Raw genomic sequence first — 19,146 nt, forward strand, 5'->3', positions numbered from 1 at the left:
CAACATCACGATGAATAAGAAGTGAGGATGGTCATGGCTGAGTTGCTGTTAGGCGTCAATATCGATCACATTGCCACGGTGCGTAACGCCCGTGGGACAAACTATCCCGATCCGGTACAGGCGGCGTTTATCGCCGAGCAGGCGGGCGCAGACGGTATTACCGTGCACCTGCGCGAAGATCGCCGTCACATCACTGATCGCGACGTGCGTATCCTGCGTGACACCATCCAGACGCGGATGAATCTGGAGATGGCGGTCACCGATGAGATGATCGGCATCGCCTGTGATATTCAGCCCCACTTCTGCTGCCTGGTGCCGGAAAAGCGTCAGGAAGTGACCACTGAAGGCGGGCTGGATGTGGCGGGGCAGCAGGAGAAGATGAACGCGGCCGTACGACTGCTGAGTGACGCGGGCATTCTGGTTTCGCTGTTTATCGATGCCGATCACCGTCAGATTGAAGCGGCCGTGGCCAGCGGCGCGCCTTACATCGAAATTCATACCGGCGCTTACGCCGAAGCACCAGAGGGACTGGCGCGTGACGCTGAGCTGGCGCGTATCCGCCACGCCGCGACCTTTGCCGCCAGCCTGGGACTGAAGGTCAATGCCGGTCACGGTCTGACCTATCACAACGTGCTGCCGATTGCGGCGCTGCCGGAAATGCATGAGCTGAATATCGGCCATGCGATTATTGGTCGTGCGGTGATGAGTGGCCTGCCGGATGCGGTGAAAGAGATGAAGCAACTGCTGCGTGAAGCCCGTCGCTGATGGCTATTCTGGGACTGGGTACGGACATCGTTGAGATTGAACGTATCGCCGGGGTGATAGAGCGCTCTGGCGACCGGCTGGCACGGCGGGTGCTGAGCGAAGCCGAATGGCAGCAATATCAGTCGCACAAGCAGCCGGTGCGCTTTCTCTCTAAACGCTTTGCGGTAAAAGAGGCGGCGGCAAAAGCCTTTGGCACCGGCATTCGCGGTGGTCTGGCATTTAATCAGTTTGAAGTTTACAACGATGCGCTGGGAAAACCGGGATTACGCTTCTTTCAGCATGCCGCTGAAGTGGCAGAGAGGCTGGGCGTTAAACACGTTCACGTGACGCTGGCCGATGAGCGTCACTACGCCTGCGCCACGGTGATCATTGAAAGCTAGCCGTGCAGCAGCACGAACTTCTCCCACAGCGCATCGCGTGATTCGGTGTGCTGTGGGTCAATGATGATGGTGTTGTCGATGGGGCATACCTGCTGACAGGTTGGCGTCTCATAGTGCCCGACGCATTCCGTGCAGCGGCTGACATCAATCTCATAGATCGCATCGCCCAGTGAAATGGCCTGGTTCGGGCACTCCGGTTCACACATATCGCAGTTAATGCATCTGGACGTAATCAACAGCGCCATTTTACCCACCTGATAACAACAGAAAAAGCGCGGGTATTATACGCGCTGCCGCTGATCAGACCAGCTTTTTCACCAGCGCTTCGCTGTGGCGAATATGACTGGACGCGCGTTCCGGATCGTTTTGCACCAGCGCCATAAACAGCAGATCGGTCAGGGCCAGCTGCGCCGTGGTCGAGGAGATGGCCGCGCTGCGGGTACTCTGCTCCTCCGCCACCGTATAGAGACAGTAACTGGCGCTCTGCTGCAGCGTATTCGGCGTAAAGCCGGTAAAGGCCACCACATCGGCGCCCACCTGAACCGCCTCCTGCGCGGCCAGATTGATCTCCCGCCGTTCACCGGTGTAAGAGATGGCGAGCAGCACATCGCCGGGCCCCATCGCCTGCACGCTGGCCAGCAGGGCGTGCATATCCTGCTCCGCCACCGCATTGATGCCGATCTTCATCAGCTTCCAGGAGAAGTCCTTCGCCACCAGACCCGAAGCGCCGATGCCCACCAGTAAAATACGCCGGGCATTTTTCAGCAGCTGTAACACATCGTTGAGTTTCTCTTCGCTGTTGATATCCAGCGTGGCGCGTATTGCCGAGAGTTTCTCCGTCAGCAGCTTCTCACCCACCATTTTAAGGGGATCGTCGCTGAGGATATGGTTATGTACGGTAATGGCATCTTTGTCCGCCAGTGACTCACTCAGGGCCAGCTTAAGCGCCGGAAAACCTTTGTATCCCAGTTTCTGAGCAAACTTCACCACGCTCGACTGGCTGACGCCAGACTCTTCCGCCAGCTTTTGCGAACTCAGGTGGCGCGCCCGATCGGGTTGCGACAGTAGAAAATCAGCCAGCCGACGCTCGTTCAATGCCAGACGTGGATAAAGCTGGCGAATGCGCAGCAATGAACTCATGCCCAATCCTCGTAATTCAGGGATAATCTGTGAAGAATAAACTATTCATCAGGCATTGTAGTCATCGGAATTAAAAATGACAGTCATCGCCGTAGCGCCTGATGATGGCTACACTACTCTTTATCATTCCAGAATCAGCCTGAAGGAGAGTTGTTTGACCAGGGGAACACAACGTCGCGTCGTATTTTTTGACCTGGATGGCACTTTGCACCAGCAGGACATGTTCGGCACTTTTATGCGCTATCTGCTGCGTCGCCGACCGCTTAATCTGCTGCTGGTGGTGCCGTTATTGCCGGTAGTGGGTATCGGCTTGCTGTTTAAAGGCCGGGCGGCACGCTGGCCCATGAGCCTGCTGCTCTGGTCTATTACTTTTGGCCGTTCTGAGCGGACGCTGCTGCAACTCGAAGCCGAATTTGCGCAGTGGTTCCGCCTGCGCGTCAAAGCCTTTCCGGTGGTTCAGCAGCGCCTTACCGATTATCTCGGCAGTGATGATGCTGACGTCTGGCTCATCACCGGATCGCCACAGTCTCTCGTGGAGCAGGTCTATTACGACTCCGCGTTTCTGCCACGCGTGAAGCTGATTGCCAGTCAGATGCAGCGCGGCTGGGGCGGGCGGGTACTGGCAATGCGCTGCCTCGGCCATGAGAAAGTGGCACAACTGGAAGAGAAAATCGGCACGCCGCTACAGCTCTACAGCGGCTATAGCGACAGCAAACAGGACAACCCGCTGCTGTTTTTCTGTCAGCATCGCTGGCGCGTAACACCCGCAGGTGAGCTGCAACAGCTGGAATAAGTTTCTAAAGGATCGGTGAGACCGCTATAATGCGCCGCTTTTCTGTCGCCCGGAGTGGTCAGCATGAAACAACAAGATGAATACTGGATGCGCCATGCGCTTGACCTGGCGCGCCGGGCGTGGGAGCAGGGCGAAGTGCCGGTGGGTGCGGTGCTGGTTCAGAATGACCGGGTGATCGGTGAAGGCTGGAACCGGCCCATCGGCCAGCACGATCCGACGGCGCATGCGGAGATTATGGCGTTGCGGCAGGGCGGTAAAGTACTGGAAAATTATCGTCTGCTGGATACCACGCTCTACGTGACGCTGGAGCCGTGCGTGATGTGCGCCGGCGCTATGGTTCACAGCCGCATCAGCCGGCTGGTCTACGGTGCGCACGACATCAAAAGTGGGGCTGCAGGATCGCTGCTCGATGTGCTGGGGCACCCCGGCATGAATCATCAGGTTGAATTACAGAGCGGCGTGCTGGCTGAAGAGTGTGCCGCTATGCTGAGCGACTTCTTCCGTATGCGTCGCGAGCAGAAAAAATCGCTGCGTCAGGCGCAACGCCAGGATTAATTCATGGCGATCTTCGGTTCGACCGCCGGATAGCCTTTGGCCAGTTCGGCCTGTGCTTGTTGTGCTTCAGCCTGCTGCGCCAGGCGTTTTTCCTGCTCCTGCAGATAACCCACCAGGCTTAACTGATATTTGCGGATGTTCTCCACATAGTTATAGGCTTCATGCCCACGGGCATAGCCATAAGCCGTCTGGGTGTAGTAACGCTTCTGGCTCAGCATGGGCAGACGCAGCTTCACATCCGCCCAGCTATCTGGATTACCCCCCTGGCGGGCAGTGAGTTTACGGACATCCAGCATATGGGCATAGCCCATGTTATAGGCCGCCAGCGCAAACCAGATGCGCTCATCTTCCGGGATGGTCTGCGGCACCTTCGCCATCATATCCTGCAGATACTGACTGCCGCCGCGAATGCTCTGTTCGGGATCCGTCCGGTCGCCCACGTCCAGGCTCTCAGCGGTGTTACGGGTCAGCATCATCATGCCGCGCACGCCGGTAGGGGAGGTGGCCTGCGGGTTCCAGTGCGACTCCTGATAGGAGATTGCCGCCAGCAGTCGCCAGTCAATGCTGGTGGCGTACTTCTCAAACAGCGGTTTGATGTCAGGCAGCGTGTTATCGATGGCGCGCAGGAAAGTGCGGGTATCGACATAATCAAAGGTGCCGACGTGGCCGAGATATTTCTCCTCCAGCCGCGCCATCGCCCCTTCTTCACCCATACCGTTAAAGAAGTCGAGCATCGCGGCATTCAGGCTGTCGTCATCGCTGTGCCGCACATACCAGGTGACCGGCTCTTCATCAGTGACGTCAAACGCCACCGCCAGCTGCGGATAGATGCGCTGCAGCAGAGCGATGGTCACGGAGTCGCCAATCGTATAGTCGAGCTTGCCGTCTGCCACCGCTTCCAGCAGGGCTTTAGGGCTCTGATCGGTGGAGATCGCCCAGTCCAGATCGGGGTACTGATTTGACCGCGCGCTCTTCAGCGTTGACAGATACGCCGATCCTGACGCAACAGTCAGCCGCCCCTTTAAGTCACCGAGGTTTTTAGGGCGCGGCTTATCCACGCGATAGACCAGCTGCTGCGAAACGTTGTAGTAGCCTGGCCCGGTCTGATAGCGGGTCAGGCGTTCGCTGTTGTAGTTCAGACCCGCGGCCAGCAAATCGGCTTTGCCATCATCTAAATCGTCAAACAGATCGCTCAGGTTGGGACGTACTGTCACCTTGAGTTTGACGCCCAGATAATCGGCGAAGCGTTTTGCCAGCTCATAATCCATACCGGCCGGAGATTGGTTCACTGTGTAGTAAGTCAACGGGGAATTGATAGTACTGACACGCAGTACTCCCCGTGATTTAATCTGTGAAATCTGGTCCTGCCCACCCCCATACCAGGGAATGGATGGCCATAGCGCTAACGCTAACAGCACGGCAACCAGACCGATAAACAGATAATTAAATTTTAGGCGTTTCAAATAGTTATCTCTCGCTGGCTCTAAGGCCTCTGTCTTTTAAAGGCAGTATTTGTCTTCTTTGAACTCCCAGAGCGAGGGGCATTTTGCGCAACAAAATCACGCTGAGCAACTTTTATAGCAGCTTTTGCGCAAAATTCAGGCAAATCCGGGTCGCCAAAAATTGTGCGCAAACGGTTTCGTCGCGAGGTCGCTTTCTCTATAATACGCCCCGTTTTCCCTGTTGCGCCCAATGAAGCGTCGCCCGGCGCCCTGACGAGAGATTTATTAATGGAAATTCTGCGTGGTTCGCCCGCCCTGTCGGCATTTCGTGTAAACAAACTGCTGACCCGCTTTCAGGACGCTCATCTGCCGGTGAGTGATATTTACGCTGAGTACATCCATTTTGCTGATGTCAGCACGCCCTTAAGCGCTGACGAACAGAGCCGTCTGCAGCGCCTGCTGAAATATGGTCCCTCTCTCGCTGAACATGCCCCACAGGGGCGTCTGCTGCTGGTGACGCCTCGTCCCGGCACCATTTCGCCCTGGTCATCCAAAGCCACTGACATTGCCCACAACTGCGGCCTGCCGCAGGTACGTCGCCTGGAGCGCGGCCTGGCCTTTTATGTACAGGCCCCACAACTGACGGAAGCACAGTGGCAAACGCTGGGCACACTGCTGCACGATCGGATGATGGAAACGGTCTTCGGCGATCTGGCGCAGGCTGAACAGCTGTTCGCGCATCACACGCCACAGCCGGTGAAAAGTGTCGATCTGCTGGGTGAGGGCCGTCAGGCGCTGGTTCAGGCGAATATCTCACTGGGTCTGGCGCTGGCCGACGATGAAATCGACTATCTGGTGGCGGCGTTTACCGCACTGGGCCGCAATCCCAACGACATTGAACTCTATATGTTTGCGCAGGCGAACTCTGAGCACTGTCGTCACAAGATCTTCAACGCCGACTGGATTATCGACGGCGAGAAACAGCCAAAGTCGCTGTTTAAGATGATCAAAAACACCATGGAGCAGACGCCGGACTACGTGCTCTCTGCTTACAAAGATAACGCCGCTGTGATGGAAGGCTCAGAGGTTGGCCGCTTCTTTGCTGACGCCGGAGAGAGCGAATACCGCTGGCATCAGGAAGCCGCACACATCCTGATGAAGGTGGAAACCCATAACCACCCAACGGCCATCTCGCCGTGGCCCGGTGCTGCGACCGGTTCCGGTGGTGAAATCCGTGATGAAGGCGCAACCGGAAGGGGTTCGAAGCCAAAAGCGGGCCTCGTCGGTTTCTCCGTATCGAACCTGCGTATCCCTGGCTTTGAACAGCCGTGGGAAGAGGACTTCGGCAAACCGGCCCGCATCGTCAGCGCGCTGGAAATCATGACCGATGGCCCGCTGGGCGGTGCTGCATTTAACAATGAATTTGGTCGTCCGGCTCTGAATGGTTACTTCCGTACCTATGAAGAGCAGGTCACCAGCCACAACGGCACTGAGCTGCGTGGCTACCATAAGCCGATTATGCTGGCGGGCGGCATCGGGAATATCCGTGCCGATCACGTGCAGAAAGGTGAAATCACCGTAGGCGCGAAGCTGGTGGTGCTGGGCGGTCCGGCAATGAACATCGGCCTGGGCGGCGGCGCGGCATCATCAATGGCCTCGGGTCAGTCTGATGCCGATCTCGACTTTGCCTCGGTACAGCGTGATAACCCGGAGATGGAGCGTCGTTGTCAGGAAGTGATCGACCGCTGCTGGCAGCTGGGCGATGAGAACCCGATTCTGTTTATCCACGACGTGGGCGCTGGCGGCCTCTCCAATGCGATGCCGGAGCTGGTCAGCGATGGCGGTCGTGGCGGCCGGTTTAACCTGCGTGACATCCTGAGTGATGAGCCAGGCATGAGTCCGCTGGAGGTCTGGTGTAACGAATCACAGGAACGTTATGTGATGGCAGTGGCACCCGATCAGCTGGCGCAGTTTGAGGCAATTTGCCAGCGTGAACGCGCACCGTTCGCGGTCATTGGTGAAGCCACCGAAGAGCTGCACCTGAGCCTGGAAGATAGTCATTTCGGTAATAAGCCGATCGATATGCCACTTGATGTCCTGCTGGGCAAAACGCCGAAGATGACGCGGGATGTGGTGACGCAGCAGACCCAGGGTACTGCCCTGCAGCGTGACGGCATTACGCTGGTCGATGCGGTGAACCGCGTGCTGCATCTGCCTGCCGTGGCGGAAAAAACCTTCCTGATCACCATCGGTGACCGCAGCGTGACCGGCATGGTTGCGCGCGACCAGATGGTGGGACCGTGGCAGATCCCGGTTGCCAACTGTGCAGTGACTACCGCCAGCCTCGACAGCTATCACGGCGAAGCGTTTGCCCTGGGCGAACGTTCACCGGTTGCGCTGCTGGACTTCGCGGCCTCGGGTCGTCTGGCCGTCGGTGAAGCACTGACCAACCTGGCGGCTACCCATATTGGTTCGCTGAAGCGTGTGAAGCTTTCTGCAAACTGGATGTCCGCAGCCGGTCATCCGGGTGAAGATGCCGGTTTATATGCGGCGGTGAAAGCGGTCGGCGAAGAGCTTTGCCCGGCGCTGGGGATCACCATCCCGGTCGGTAAAGATTCGATGTCGATGAAAACACGCTGGCAGGAAGGCAGCGAACAGCGCGAAATGACCTCACCGCTGTCGCTGGTGATTACCGCTTTTGCCCGCGTCGAAGATGTCCGTCGCACCGTCACGCCACAACTGCAGGCCGATCAGGATAACCTGCTGCTGCTGATCGATCTGGGCAACGGCGCGAATACGCTGGGCGCAACCGCGCTGTCACAGGTTTATCGTCAGCTTGGCGACAAACCTGCCGACGTGCGCGATGCCGCTCAGCTGGCGGGCTTCTTCAATGCCATCCAGGCGCTGGTGGCTGAGCAGAAACTGCTGGCTTATCACGATCGTTCCGACGGTGGTCTGCTGGTGACGCTGGCCGAGATGGCGTTTGCCGGTCACTGCGGCATCGACGTTGACATCGCCTCGCTGGGTAACGATGCGCTGGCCTCCCTGTTTACCGAGGAGCTGGGCGCGGTGATTCAGATCAACGCCGCCGATCGCGCCGTGGTTGAGCAGATCCTGGCGGATCACGGCCTTGCCGACTCGACGCATCTGCTGGGCAGCGCGCAGCCGGGCGATCGCTTTGTGATCCGTTCTGGTGACAGTGCGGTCTACAGTGAAAGCCGCAACACGTTGCGTACCTGGTGGGCGGAAACCACCTGGCAGATGCAGCGTCTGCGCGACAACCCGGCGTGTGCCGATCAGGAACATGAAGCGAAGAAAAACGACAGCGATCCTGGCCTGAACGTTAATCTGACATTTAATCCGCAGGAAGATGTTGCTGCCCCGATGATCGCCACTGGCGCACGTCCAAGGGTCGCGGTGCTGCGTGAGCAGGGCGTGAACTCCCATGTAGAGATGGCCGCCGCCTTTGATCGGGCAGGTTTCACCGCCATTGACGTTCACATGAGCGATCTGCTGGCTGGACGTCGCGGTCTGGAAGAGTTCCAGGCACTGGTCGCCTGTGGCGGCTTCTCCTACGGCGATGTGCTGGGTGCCGGTGAGGGCTGGGCGAAATCGATTCTGTTTAATCCGCGCGTGCGTGACGAGTTCGAAACCTTCTTCCATCGTCCGCAAACCCTGGCGCTGGGCGTCTGCAACGGCTGCCAGATGATGTCTAATCTGCGTGAACTGATCCCAGGCAGCGATCTCTGGCCGCGCTTTGTGCGTAACCAGTCTGAGCGCTTTGAAGCGCGCTTCAGTCTGGTAGAAGTGGCCGCCAGTCCCTCGCTGTTGCTGGACGGCATGGCCGGTTCGCATATGCCTATCGCCGTTTCGCACGGTGAAGGCTTTGTTGAAGTGCGTGATGCTTCGCATCTGGCGGCGCTGGAGTCGAAAGGGCTGGTGGCACTGCGCTTTGTCGATAACTTCGGCAAGGTAACAGAAACCTATCCGGCTAACCCGAATGGCTCACCAAACGGCATCACTGCCGTGACTAATGAAAGTGGTCGCGTCACTATCATGATGCCGCATCCGGAGCGGGTATTCCGCACCGTCAGCAACTCCTGGCATCCGGCAGAGTGGGGCGAAGACAGCCCGTGGATGCGTATTTTCCGCAATGCGCGTAAACAGCTGGGTTAATGTAATCCGCTGAAAAGAGCAGGAGGCCAGTGTGCCTCCTGCTCTTTTTTGTGGCTCTGTTGGCAAATGGCGACAATGAGCATGTCGTACTGTCTCTTTTTGGCGACATCTATCTCGTTGATTTTTAATGGGCGCCTCTCTGGCGCGATTTCATGTCGCTCAGCGGAGACAGTTTTCACTTACTGTAATCAGATTTTGCGCAACAGTTGTCCGGTAAGCTTATTCAATCTGCTGAAAAATATAATGATTTATTTCCTGGCATGGAACTTGCTATACTCATGCAGCTGCTCATTCACCTGTTTATGATTGCCCCGCTTAGCGGAGAAGAGCTCATAAAGCCCGAATGACGCACCAAACGGAGCCTGCCGTCCAACTGACCGATAATCGCTTGCGTTATCAAACACCGGACGTAACGTTGAGTAAGGCTCCACCCATTTTTACGCGATGCATCACGCGTCGTGCCAGCGGCAGGCCATCGAGCCTGCCGTTTTCTTTTGTTCCCCTTTCTTCCGCCGACACCTTTCTTCCGCTGACAGAGTCCGTTAGCATCCAGACAGCAAATCTTAAGGAAGCGGCTGCGTGAAAAAATGGCGTTTATTTCCCCGTTCTCTGCGTCAGCTGGTGCTGATGGCATTTGTTCTGGTGCTGCTGCCGTTGCTGGTGCTGGCCTGGCAGGCGTGGGAAAGTCTCTCTGCGTTAAGCGAACAGGCAGCGGATACCAACCGCAATACCTTCACCGATGTTCGCAGAAGTGAGGCGATGGCACGAACGGCGGTTGAGCTGGAGCGCAGCTATCGCCAGTACTGCGTGCTGGATGATGCCTCGCTGGCGCGCCTTTATCAGACCCAGCACACCCGCTACAGCCAGATGCTGAGTTCGCACAGCGCCAGCCTGCCCGAGCTGCCCGCATTCCAGACTTTACAGGCGACGTTGCCGCTGCTGACACCGTTAAAGTGCGATAACGGTAATCCGGTTACGCCTGCCGCAGAGGCGCTGGATCGTTTTTCTGCCACCAATGCGCAGATGGTGCAGGACACGCGCGAAGTGGTGTTTTCGCGCGGCCTTCAGCTGCAGCGCGAAATTGCCGATCGCGGCCAGTTTTTTGGCTGGCAGGCGCTGATTCTGTTTATCATCAGTCTGGCGTTGATGACGCTGTTTACCGGCATGATTATCGGGCCGGTCAAGCGTATTGAGCGGATGATCAACCGGCTTGGCGAAGGCCGGGAACTGGGTAACAGCGTGACATTTCGCGGCCCGCGCGAGTTACGCTCGCTGGGACAGCGCATCGTCTGGCTCAGCGAACGGCTTCAGTGGCTGGAATCGCAGCGCCATGAATTCCTGCGCCATCTTTCTCACGAACTGAAAACGCCGCTGGCCAGCCTGCGTGAAGGCACCGAACTGCTGGCGGACGAGGTAGCCGGGTCGCTGAACGCCGATCAAAAAGAGGTGGTCACTATCCTCGACGGCAGCAGCCGTCATCTGCAGCGGCTGATTGAACAGCTGCTTGATTACAACCGTAAACTGGCAGATGGCCCGATCCAGCTGGAACCGGTCAGCGTGGCGGAAATTGTGGAGGGGGTGGTGAATGCACATGCACTCTCGGCGCGCGCCAAACTCATGCAGACGGTTGTCGATCTGGCGGTCAGTCACTGCCTTGCCGAACCGATGTTACTGATGCGGGTCATCGATAATCTCTATTCGAACGCCGTGAACTACGGCAGCGAATCCGGTACCATCTGGCTGCGCAGTCAGCAGCAGGGCGATCGGGTCTGGATTGATGTCGCGAACAGCGGTACGCCGATCCCGCCGGAAGAGCAGGCAATGATTTTCGAACCTTTTTTCCAGGGTAGCCAGCAGCGCAAAGGGCCGGTAAAAGGCAGCGGGCTGGGATTGAGTATTGCCAAAGATTGCCTGCGCCGGATGCATGGCGACCTGACGCTGGTCTCCTGCGAGCAGGCTGACGTCTGTTTTCGAATTGAACTGAACACCACAGCCGGGAATGTCTGACTGATGAAATATTTACCCGCTTTGCTGTTGAGCACACTGACCACGCTGCTGCTCAGCGGATGTACGACCTCCCCGGCCACCTCATCCCTGCCGTCAGGCCATCAGGTAGCGGAACCCGAGGTCAGCGTGGCTGATTACCTGGCGACCCGCTGCAGTGACCTGTGGACGATAGAGAATAGTGCGGCACTGAGTAATCCCCTCTACTGGATGCGGGCGATCGATTGTGCTGAACGCCTTTCCCCCGCCGAGGCCCGAGCCGAAGCTCACCGCTGGCCGGTTGAGAGCTGGTCGCGCGCCTTCAAGCAGGGCGTGCTGATGTCGAACGGCAACGTGACGCCAGTGGAGCGTCGTCGCTATGTTGAAACCCTGGATCGCTACAGCAGCGATTTCCCGCAGTCTGTGCGTCCGCTGTTCCAGTTGTGGCGCAGTAATCAGGCCGCGCAGCTCGACCTGAGTGAAGCGCGCACCCGTTATGTTCATCTGCAACAGAGCAGCGATACCCAGCTGGAGGCGATACGCCAGCAGATGGTTAAACAACAGCAGCAGCTCAGCGACACGCAGCATAAGCTGGAGCGGCTTACTGATATTGAGCGCCAGCTTTCATCGCGGAAAGCCCCGGATGTGTCTGACAGCGGCCATGGCACTGCGCTGCCGCAGGATGAGGAGCAATAATGGTCAGACAAGCGGCAAAACTGCTGCTGGTGGATGACGATCCCAGCCTGCTGAAGCTGCTGGGCATGCGTCTTCGCAGCGAAGGTTATCAGGTCACCACCGCGGCCAGCGGACCCGAAGCGTTGCGTCTGCTGCAGAAAGAAAAAATCGAGCTGGTGATCAGCGATCTGCGGATGGATGAGATGGATGGTCTGGCGCTGTTTGGCGAGATCCAGAAACGCCACACCGGTCTGCCAGTGATTATCCTGACGGCACACGGCTCAATCCCGGACGCAGTTTCCGCCACGCAGCAGGGCGTCTTCAGCTTCCTGACCAAGCCGGTGGATAAAGATGCGCTTTACAAAGCGATTGATGAAGCACTGGCTCAGCAGGCGCCGGTCAGCGATGACCGCTGGCGGGAAGCGATCGTCACCCGCAGCCCGCTGATGTTGCGGCTGCTGGAGCAGGCACATATGGTGGCGCAGTCGGACGTCAGCGTGCTGATTAACGGGCAGAGCGGCACCGGTAAAGAGATGCTGGCTCAGGCGATTCACGCTGCCAGCCCGCGAAACGGCAAGCCCTTTGTCGCCATTAACTGTGGCGCACTGCCGGAGCAGTTGCTGGAGTCAGAGCTGTTCGGGCATGCCAAAGGGGCCTTTACCGGCGCAGTCAGTGCCCGTGATGGTCTGTTTAAAACTGCAGGTGGTGGCACGCTGTTCCTGGATGAGATTGGCGATATGCCGCAACCGCTACAGGTTAAGTTGCTGCGGGTGTTGCAGGAGCGTAAGGTCAGGCCGCTGGGCAGCGATCATGATATTGAGATTGACGTGCGCATTATTTCAGCCACGCATCGCGATCTGCCGAAGGCGATGGAGAAAAAGGAGTTTCGTGAGGATCTCTTCTATCGTCTTAATGTGGTGAACCTGAAGATTCCGGCGCTGCATCAGCGCACTGAAGATATTCCGCTGCTGGCTAATCATCTGTTGCGTCAGGCGGCGGAACGGCATAAACCGCAGATCCGCAGTTTTTCCGTTGATGCGATGAAGCGGTTGATGGCGGCCAGCTGGCCGGGCAACGTGCGTCAGCTGGTTAACGTTATTGAGCAGTGTGTGGCGCTGAGTTCATCGCCGGTGATCAGCGATGCGCTGGTGGAGCAGGCGTTAAGCGGTGAGAACAGCGCTTTGCCGACCTTTGCTGAGGCGCGCAATCAGTTTGAGCTGAACTATCTGCGTAAGCTGTTGCAGATGACCAAAGGCAATGTGACCAATGCCGCACGTCTGGCTGGACGCAACCGCACGGAGTTCTATAAGCTGCTGTCTCGTCATGAGCTGGATGCCAGTGATTTCAAAGAGTAGCGGAGGCTGCGGAGTGATACCGGCAGGTTGCCTGCTCAGGCCCGAATCAGAATGGGTGCGGTCAGCATAATCTGGCAGCGCTTGCGGCAACCTGAAGAATCCCGGATATTACCGCCCGACAGCGCCAGCAACATTTATACTTGATAAACCCTCTGACCATGGAGGGAGTGAAAAAGGGTCTGACATGAAAAAGATTGATGCGATTATCAAACCATTCAAACTCGATGATGTCCGTGAAGCCTTAGCGGAAGTCGGCATCACCGGGATGACCGTGAGTGAAGTAAAGGGTTTTGGCCGCCAGAAAGGGCACACCGAGCTTTACCGCGGCGCAGAGTATATGGTCGACTTTTTACCTAAAGTGAAAATCGAGATGGTGGTGGGCGACGATATCGTTGATACCTGCGTCGAGACCATTATGCGCACTGCGCAGACCGGCAAAATCGGTGACGGTAAAATCTTTGTCTTCGACGTGGCGCGCGTGGTGCGCATCCGAACTGGCGAAGAGGATGAAGAGGCGATCTGATTATATCTTTATCAGCTCTTTATCAGCATAAAGAAGCCCGCGCTGCGGGCTTTTTTTATCGCTCAATCACATGCCTTTATGAGGTCCAAAAAGTTCGTAATGAATGCGTGTATCTGCCACGCTGGCATCACGCAGTTGCGCCACCACATGCTGCATAAAGGGCAGCGGACCGCAGAGGTAGAAGTGGGTGTCGGGTGAGGCGAGACGTGCGGAGATCGCGGTGATATCCATCAGACCCTGCGCGTCATAGCGACCGGCATCTTCAGCGGCGGGATCGCGATACCAGACCTGACTGACGAAATCGGTGAGCTGCGCGCCCGTAGCTATCACTTCCGGGCCAAATGCGTGCTGTTTGCCGTTCTCTGCTGCGTGCAGCCAGCTGACCGGCGCGCGGTGCTGGCGGGCCGCCAGGGCATGCAGCATGGCCAGCATCGGCGTCTGACCCACGCCCGCGGATATCAGCGCCACCGGGGTTGCAGCATCGACCTCAAGGAAGAAGTCGCCATGCGGTGCGGCCAGCATCAGCTCATCACCCACTTTGCCATTCTGATGCAGCCAGCCGGAGACGGTGCCCTGCGCTTCACGTTTCACCGCAATCCGGTAATCTTTGCCATTACTGAGGTGAGTAAGCGAGTACTGGCGAATCTGGTGATGTTCGAAACTGGCGGGCTGCAGATGCACCGTCAGATACTGACCCGGTTTAAAGGCCGCTACCGGGCCGCCATCTACCGGACTGAAGGTAAAGCTTTTAATCACCTCGCTCTGCTGCTCAACAGCACTGATGCGAAACGCACGAGTGCCGCGCCAGCCACCGGTTTGCTGCTCCGTCGCCTGATAAATCTCCTCTTCGCGATTAATGAACACATCTGCCAGTACGCCATAGGCCCGGCCCCAGGCTGCCAGCGCCTCTTCACCCGGATTCAGCAGCTCTTTAATGGTTGCCAGCAGATTTTCACCGACGATGGCGTATTGCGCAGGCTGAATATTCAGGCTGGTATGTTTCTGTGCAATCTTTTCCACCGCAGGCAGCAGCACGGCCAGGTTCTCCAGATTCGCGCCATAGGCGCAAATGGCGTTGAACAGCGCTTCACGCTGATCGCCATTGCGCTGGTTGTTCATATTGAAAACATTTTTGAGTTCAGGATGGTGCGACAGCATACGGTCATAGAAGTGTGCGGTAAGCGCAGGACCACAGGCGGCGATGGCAGGCAGGGTCGATTTAACCGTGGCGATAGTGTGTGCATCAAGCATAAAAGCGGCCTCTCATTTAAAGATGTATTTTAAATGCATCTTATAGCCGTCTCGCCTGTGGTGTAAATAACCCGATAAATTTCCCGGTTGTCAAAGTGGCAACTTTTTGGTGCATCCTGAGAAACCGCCGTCACATCCTGAAGAAAAATTGTGGCGTCTGAACAGGGTGAAAAGGTGTAAAAAAGCCCTGCCAGTAGCCAGCCAATCGTTTGCGTAAAAAGAGGAGGTTCACCCTACCTTCACCTGTTAAAACGGTTTACACTGTGGGCCTTCGCCCCTGAAGGGGGGTAAATACCGTCAGAAAGTTAGCTGAGTCAGGAGATCCGGATGTTAAAGCGTGATATGAACATTGCCGATTACGATGCCGAGTTGTGGCAGGCGATGGAGCAGGAGACAGTGCGTCAGGAAGAGCACATTGAACTGATTGCTTCTGAAAACTACACCAGCCCGCGTGTTATGCAGGCACAAGGTTCTCAGCTCACCAATAAATACGCTGAAGGCTATCCGGGCAAACGCTACTACGGCGGCTGTGAGTACGTTGATATCGTTGAGCAACTGGCGATCGATCGCGCAAAAGAACTGTTTGGTGCCGATTACGCTAACGTGCAGCCACACTCAGGTTCACAGGCTAACTTTGCGGTTTACACCGCGCTGCTGCAGCCGGGCGATACTATTCTGGGGATGAACCTGGCGCACGGTGGACACCTGACTCACGGCTCACCGGTTAACCTGTCGGGCAAACTCTATAATGTTGTGGCTTACGGTATCGATGAGACCGGTAAAATTGACTACGACGAACTGGCTGAACTGGCGAAAACCCACAAGCCAAAAATGATCGTTGGCGGATTCTCAGCTTACTCCGGCGTTTGCGACTGGGCGAAAATGCGCGAAATCGCGGATAGCGTAGGTGCATGGCTGTTTGTGGACATGGCACACGTTGCCGGCCTGATTGCTGCAGACGTTTACCCGAGTCCGATCCCGCATGCGCACATCGTGACCTCTACCACTCACAAAACGCTGGCGGGTCCGCGCGGTGGTATCATTCTGGCGAAAAACGGCGACGAAGATTTCTATAAGAAACTGAACTCTGCTGTCTTCCCTGGCGGTCAGGGCGGTCCTCTGATGCACGTTATCGCTGGTAAAGCGGTTGCGTTCAAAGAGGCGATGGAGCCGGAATTCAAAACCTACCAGCAGCAGGTGGCAAAAAACGCCAAAGCGATGGTTGAGGTGCTGATTGAGCGTGGCTATGACATCGTTTCTGGCGGCACGTATAACCATCTGTTCCTGATCGATCTGGTGAGCAAAAACCTGACTGGTAAAGAAGCGGATGCGGCGCTGGGCCGTGCCAACATCACGGTTAATAAAAACAGCGTGCCTAACGATCCGAAAAGCCCGTTTGTCACTTCCGGTATCCGTATCGGTACGCCAGCTGTTACCCGTCGTGGCTTCAACGAAGCGGACGTGCGTGAGCTGGCTGGCTGGATCGCGGATGTGCTGGATAACGTCAATGACGAAGCGACCATTGAGCGCACCAAAAAGAAAGTGCTGGAAATCTGCAGCCGTCTGCCGGTCTACGCTTAATCGTTAACCTGTTGTGAGACAGCATACAAAGGATGGCATCAGCCATCCTTTTTTATTGCCTGTCCTGCGGCGCTCTGCCAGAGTAGCGCCCACTCATGCTGCCAGGCAGCACTCTTGCTGGAGGGAATATGGCAATCGGCTCCGCCAGATGGCTCGGATTGGGCTACTTCACTTACTTCTTCTGTTACGGCATCTATCTGCCATTCTGGGGCGTGTGGCTGAAAGGCACCGGTCTTGATGCTGAAAAGATTGGCCTGCTGCTCGGCTGTGGCATGGTGGCACGCTTTGTCGGCAGTCTGCTTATCGCTTCTCAGGTCAAAAATCCTTCACGGTTGATTACGGCGCTGCGTCTGCTGGCGCTGATGACCTGCCTGTTCGCTGCCGGTTTCTGGGTGGGTGAGCAGTGGATGTGGCTGCTGACGGTCATGATCGGCTTTAACCTCTTTTTCTCGCCGCTGGTCCCGCTCAGCGATGCGCTGGCCGCCACCTGGACACAGCAGATAGGGCTGGCGTATGGGCCGGTCAGGCTGTGGGGTTCGCTGGCCTTTGTAATCAGCTCGGCGTTAACCGGCGTGCTGGTCAGTGCTTACTCTTCAAACGCCATTCTGCTGCTGCTTTCCGTCGGCGTCATCTCTATGCTGGCAGGCATGATGCTGTCACCCGCCACCCAGCCACAGGGTAATGAACGGCAGGGCGCGGCGGGCGGCGGCTGGCAGGTGTGGCGTGAATTGCTGCGTGAGAATGCGGTATGGCGATTTATGCTCTGCGTAACACTGCTGCAGGGTGCGCACGCCGCCTATTACGGCTTCAGTGCTATCTGGTGGCAGGAGAGTGGCTATTCCGCCTCCACGGTGGGTTATCTCTGGTCGCTGGGCGTGGTGGCCGAAATCGTCGTGTTTGCCCTGAGCAACCGGTTGTTCCGCCGCTGGAGCGCGCGCGATCTGCTGCTGCTTTCGGGCATTTGTGCGTTGATCCGCTGGAGTCTGATGGGCGCCACTACCGCGCTGCCGCTGCTGATTGTGGCGCAAATCCTCCACTGTGGCAGCTTCACCGTCTGTCATCTGGCGGCGATGCGTTTTATTGCGGCGCGTCAGGGAGCGGAAGTGATCCGTCTGCAGTCGCTCTATTCCGCGCTGGCGATGGGGGGTGGCATTGCGATAATGACCATGATCTGCGGCGTGCTGTTCGCTCATCTGCAGGGGCATCTGTTCTGGGTGATGGCACTGGTGGCGCTGCCCGCGCTATTTCTGCGTCCCGGCTACGACTCCAGTAAATAACGAATCCGCTGCTGATGGTGTAACGTCAGCGGCAGTTCCGCATGCACCAGCGGCGGGGAGAAGAGTGGCAGCGAGGTGGGGTAGGGCGAAATGATGATGTCCACATCCCGCGGTGCGCCATCCCGCTGAAACTGTTTCACGTCCTGATAGGTAATATTGATCGGCAGCAGCGTGATCTCCCGGATCTGCTGCTCCACATCCTGCTCCAGATCGGTATCGTCACCCGTCAGAATCAGCACCTGCTTCTCCTGCAACGCATTCTCCTGCATCAGCCAGGCACCAAAAATAACGGTAATTAAGCTCACCTCTTCCGGGCTGAACGCAATCCCGTATTGCTGCTCAAACGCCTGCAGCGCCTGCTGAGTGGTGCGCAACAGGCGGGGATAGAGGCGGCTGACATCCAGCGCCACGCTGTTGTCGATGCCGATAGTGAAGTGGGTGCGATCCAGCGCCTGTGCCAGATGAGGATAGAGCTGGTTAAGCAGCTCGTCGCGATCAGCAAAAGTGATGTCGGCACACCGTTCAAAGTCATTAATTAACTGCTGGGTCGCAGCCATTAACTGCTGCTCAGCAGGATGGGCAATCGCATCCACGACAGGCGTATGTATCTGGCTGAACAGCAGTGTCCAGAAGTCGGTTTCACTGACGGGCGGCGCAAGGTGGCAGCGTTTGCGCCAGTGGTGAATCACATCCTCGGCAGCCTGCCGCTCAGCCTTCTGCTGCAGCCAGTGACACTGCGCTTCACTGAACAGCACCGGCTGGCGCTGGCACAATCCATATTTCATGAAAATCTGCAGAAAAAGCCGGTCGCGTTCGCTGAAATCGCGCTTCAGACGCAGGCTACAGTGCTGGATCAGCGCCTGTAAATTGGTCTCATCCCACAGCGCCTTCTCAATCTTCATCACCTTCAGGCGCTGACGCAGGGGAGCTGCAAAATGGTCGCAGACGAAATCCTGCGATAAACGCAAACTGCGTCGCAGGTTGTGCAGCAGACAGAGGCGCCGATCCAACTCTGTGCCATGAAGACGAAAGCTGCCATCAACCATCTGATGCAATTCCAGCTGGTGATATCGCTGTATCTCAAGGCCCACATCCGCGATATCCTGTCGGGCAACAGCAGGATCGACGCCATTCAGCTGGCAGACTTTTTCAAGCGTAAGCACGGGTGTCGGCAGAAACAGCAGCAATAAAAGATGGCACTGACGCTGTGAGCGGGTGAAGAGTGGTGCCAAAGGGGTAGCAGAACTCAT

Annotated in this window: 16 protein-coding genes; 11 read left to right on the forward strand and 5 right to left on the reverse strand. The window is 57.0% G+C overall.

Annotation, left to right across the window (positions count from 1 at the left end):
• Positions 1-33 precede the first annotated feature (33 nt).
• Together pdxJ and acpS are read left to right on the forward strand one after the other, a co-directional pair.
• Entirely contained in the window at positions 34-765 is a 732-nt protein-coding gene (gene pdxJ / locus ACX8ZY_RS05480) for a pyridoxine 5'-phosphate synthase (RefSeq protein WP_010257647.1), read from the forward strand.
• Positions 765-1,145, forward strand: coding sequence for a holo-ACP synthase (gene acpS, locus ACX8ZY_RS05485; protein WP_033758661.1), 381 nt, complete (start codon positions 765-767; stop codon positions 1,143-1,145). The genes pdxJ and acpS overlap by 1 nt, the downstream gene beginning before the upstream one ends.
• Here the strand turns inward: acpS and ACX8ZY_RS05490 are convergent.
• Positions 1,142-1,390, reverse strand: a complete 249-nt coding sequence (locus ACX8ZY_RS05490) for a YfhL family 4Fe-4S dicluster ferredoxin (protein ID WP_010671305.1) — start codon at positions 1,388-1,390, stop codon at positions 1,142-1,144. The two genes, acpS and ACX8ZY_RS05490, sit on opposite strands and share 4 nt — an antisense overlap.
• A gap of 55 nt (positions 1,391-1,445) precedes the next feature.
• Positions 1,446-2,285, reverse strand: coding sequence for a MurR/RpiR family transcriptional regulator (locus tag ACX8ZY_RS05495; protein WP_010257643.1), 840 nt, complete (start codon positions 2,283-2,285; stop codon positions 1,446-1,448).
• A gap of 154 nt (positions 2,286-2,439) precedes the next feature.
• Between ACX8ZY_RS05495 and yfhb the strand changes: the two genes are divergently transcribed.
• Positions 2,440-3,078 (forward strand): phosphatidylglycerophosphatase C, encoded by a 639-nt coding sequence (gene yfhb / locus ACX8ZY_RS05500; protein WP_010257641.1) that lies wholly within the window; start codon positions 2,440-2,442, stop codon positions 3,076-3,078.
• A 63-nt stretch (positions 3,079-3,141) separates the two neighbouring features.
• On the forward strand, positions 3,142-3,633 hold the full coding sequence (gene tadA / locus ACX8ZY_RS05505) for a tRNA adenosine(34) deaminase TadA (RefSeq protein WP_421665265.1): 492 nt from the start codon (positions 3,142-3,144) through the stop codon (positions 3,631-3,633).
• Here the strand turns inward: tadA and mltF are convergent.
• Positions 3,630-5,096, reverse strand: a complete 1,467-nt coding sequence (gene mltF, locus ACX8ZY_RS05510) for a membrane-bound lytic murein transglycosylase MltF (protein WP_033758659.1) — start codon at positions 5,094-5,096, stop codon at positions 3,630-3,632. The genes tadA and mltF overlap by 4 nt on opposite strands.
• 267 nt (positions 5,097-5,363) lie before the next feature.
• On the opposite strand from mltF, the gene purL reads away from it, so the two are divergent.
• From purL to glnB, 5 genes are all read left to right on the forward strand, one after another.
• Positions 5,364-9,251, forward strand: a complete 3,888-nt coding sequence (gene purL / locus ACX8ZY_RS05515) for a phosphoribosylformylglycinamidine synthase (RefSeq protein WP_137230154.1) — start codon at positions 5,364-5,366, stop codon at positions 9,249-9,251.
• 579 nt (positions 9,252-9,830) lie between these two features.
• A complete protein-coding gene (locus ACX8ZY_RS05520) occupies positions 9,831-11,258 on the forward strand; it encodes a sensor histidine kinase (RefSeq protein WP_064690323.1) in 1,428 nt (475 codons plus the stop codon).
• Positions 11,259-11,261: 3 nt separating this feature from the next.
• Positions 11,262-11,930 carry a two-component system QseEF-associated lipoprotein QseG gene (gene qseG, locus ACX8ZY_RS05525; protein ID WP_033788051.1) on the forward strand — a complete coding sequence of 223 codons (669 nt, stop codon included), beginning with the start codon at positions 11,262-11,264 and terminating at the stop codon, positions 11,928-11,930.
• Positions 11,930-13,264, forward strand: coding sequence for a two-component system response regulator GlrR (gene glrR, locus ACX8ZY_RS05530; RefSeq protein WP_010257627.1), 1,335 nt, complete (start codon positions 11,930-11,932; stop codon positions 13,262-13,264). Before qseG ends, glrR begins: the two co-directional genes overlap by 1 nt.
• Positions 13,265-13,448: 184 nt before the next feature.
• Complete coding sequence (gene glnB / locus ACX8ZY_RS05535; protein WP_003848647.1) at positions 13,449-13,787, forward strand: nitrogen regulatory protein P-II; 339 nt, start codon at positions 13,449-13,451, stop codon at positions 13,785-13,787.
• Between the two features lie 66 nt (positions 13,788-13,853).
• Here the strand turns inward: glnB and hmpA are convergent, their stop codons facing one another.
• The gene (gene hmpA, locus ACX8ZY_RS05540) at positions 13,854-15,038 is read right to left on the reverse strand and encodes an NO-inducible flavohemoprotein (protein ID WP_124890208.1); all 1,185 of its coding nucleotides are present in this window, start codon (positions 15,036-15,038) and stop codon (positions 13,854-13,856) included.
• A gap of 327 nt (positions 15,039-15,365) precedes the next feature.
• On the opposite strand from hmpA, the gene glyA reads away from it, so the two are divergent.
• Complete coding sequence (gene glyA, locus ACX8ZY_RS05545; protein WP_010257616.1) at positions 15,366-16,619, forward strand: serine hydroxymethyltransferase; 1,254 nt, start codon at positions 15,366-15,368, stop codon at positions 16,617-16,619.
• A gap of 128 nt (positions 16,620-16,747) precedes the next feature.
• The gene (locus ACX8ZY_RS05550; protein WP_033772425.1) at positions 16,748-17,896 is read left to right on the forward strand and encodes a 3-phenylpropionate MFS transporter; all 1,149 of its coding nucleotides are present in this window, start codon (positions 16,748-16,750) and stop codon (positions 17,894-17,896) included.
• Here ACX8ZY_RS05550 and csiE read toward each other — a convergent pair.
• Complete coding sequence (gene csiE, locus ACX8ZY_RS05555; protein ID WP_010671313.1) at positions 17,878-19,146, reverse strand: stationary phase inducible protein CsiE; 1,269 nt, start codon at positions 19,144-19,146, stop codon at positions 17,878-17,880. The genes ACX8ZY_RS05550 and csiE overlap by 19 nt on opposite strands.

This window comes from Pantoea sp. XAF26B01_ASV70, from assembly GCF_054512635.1.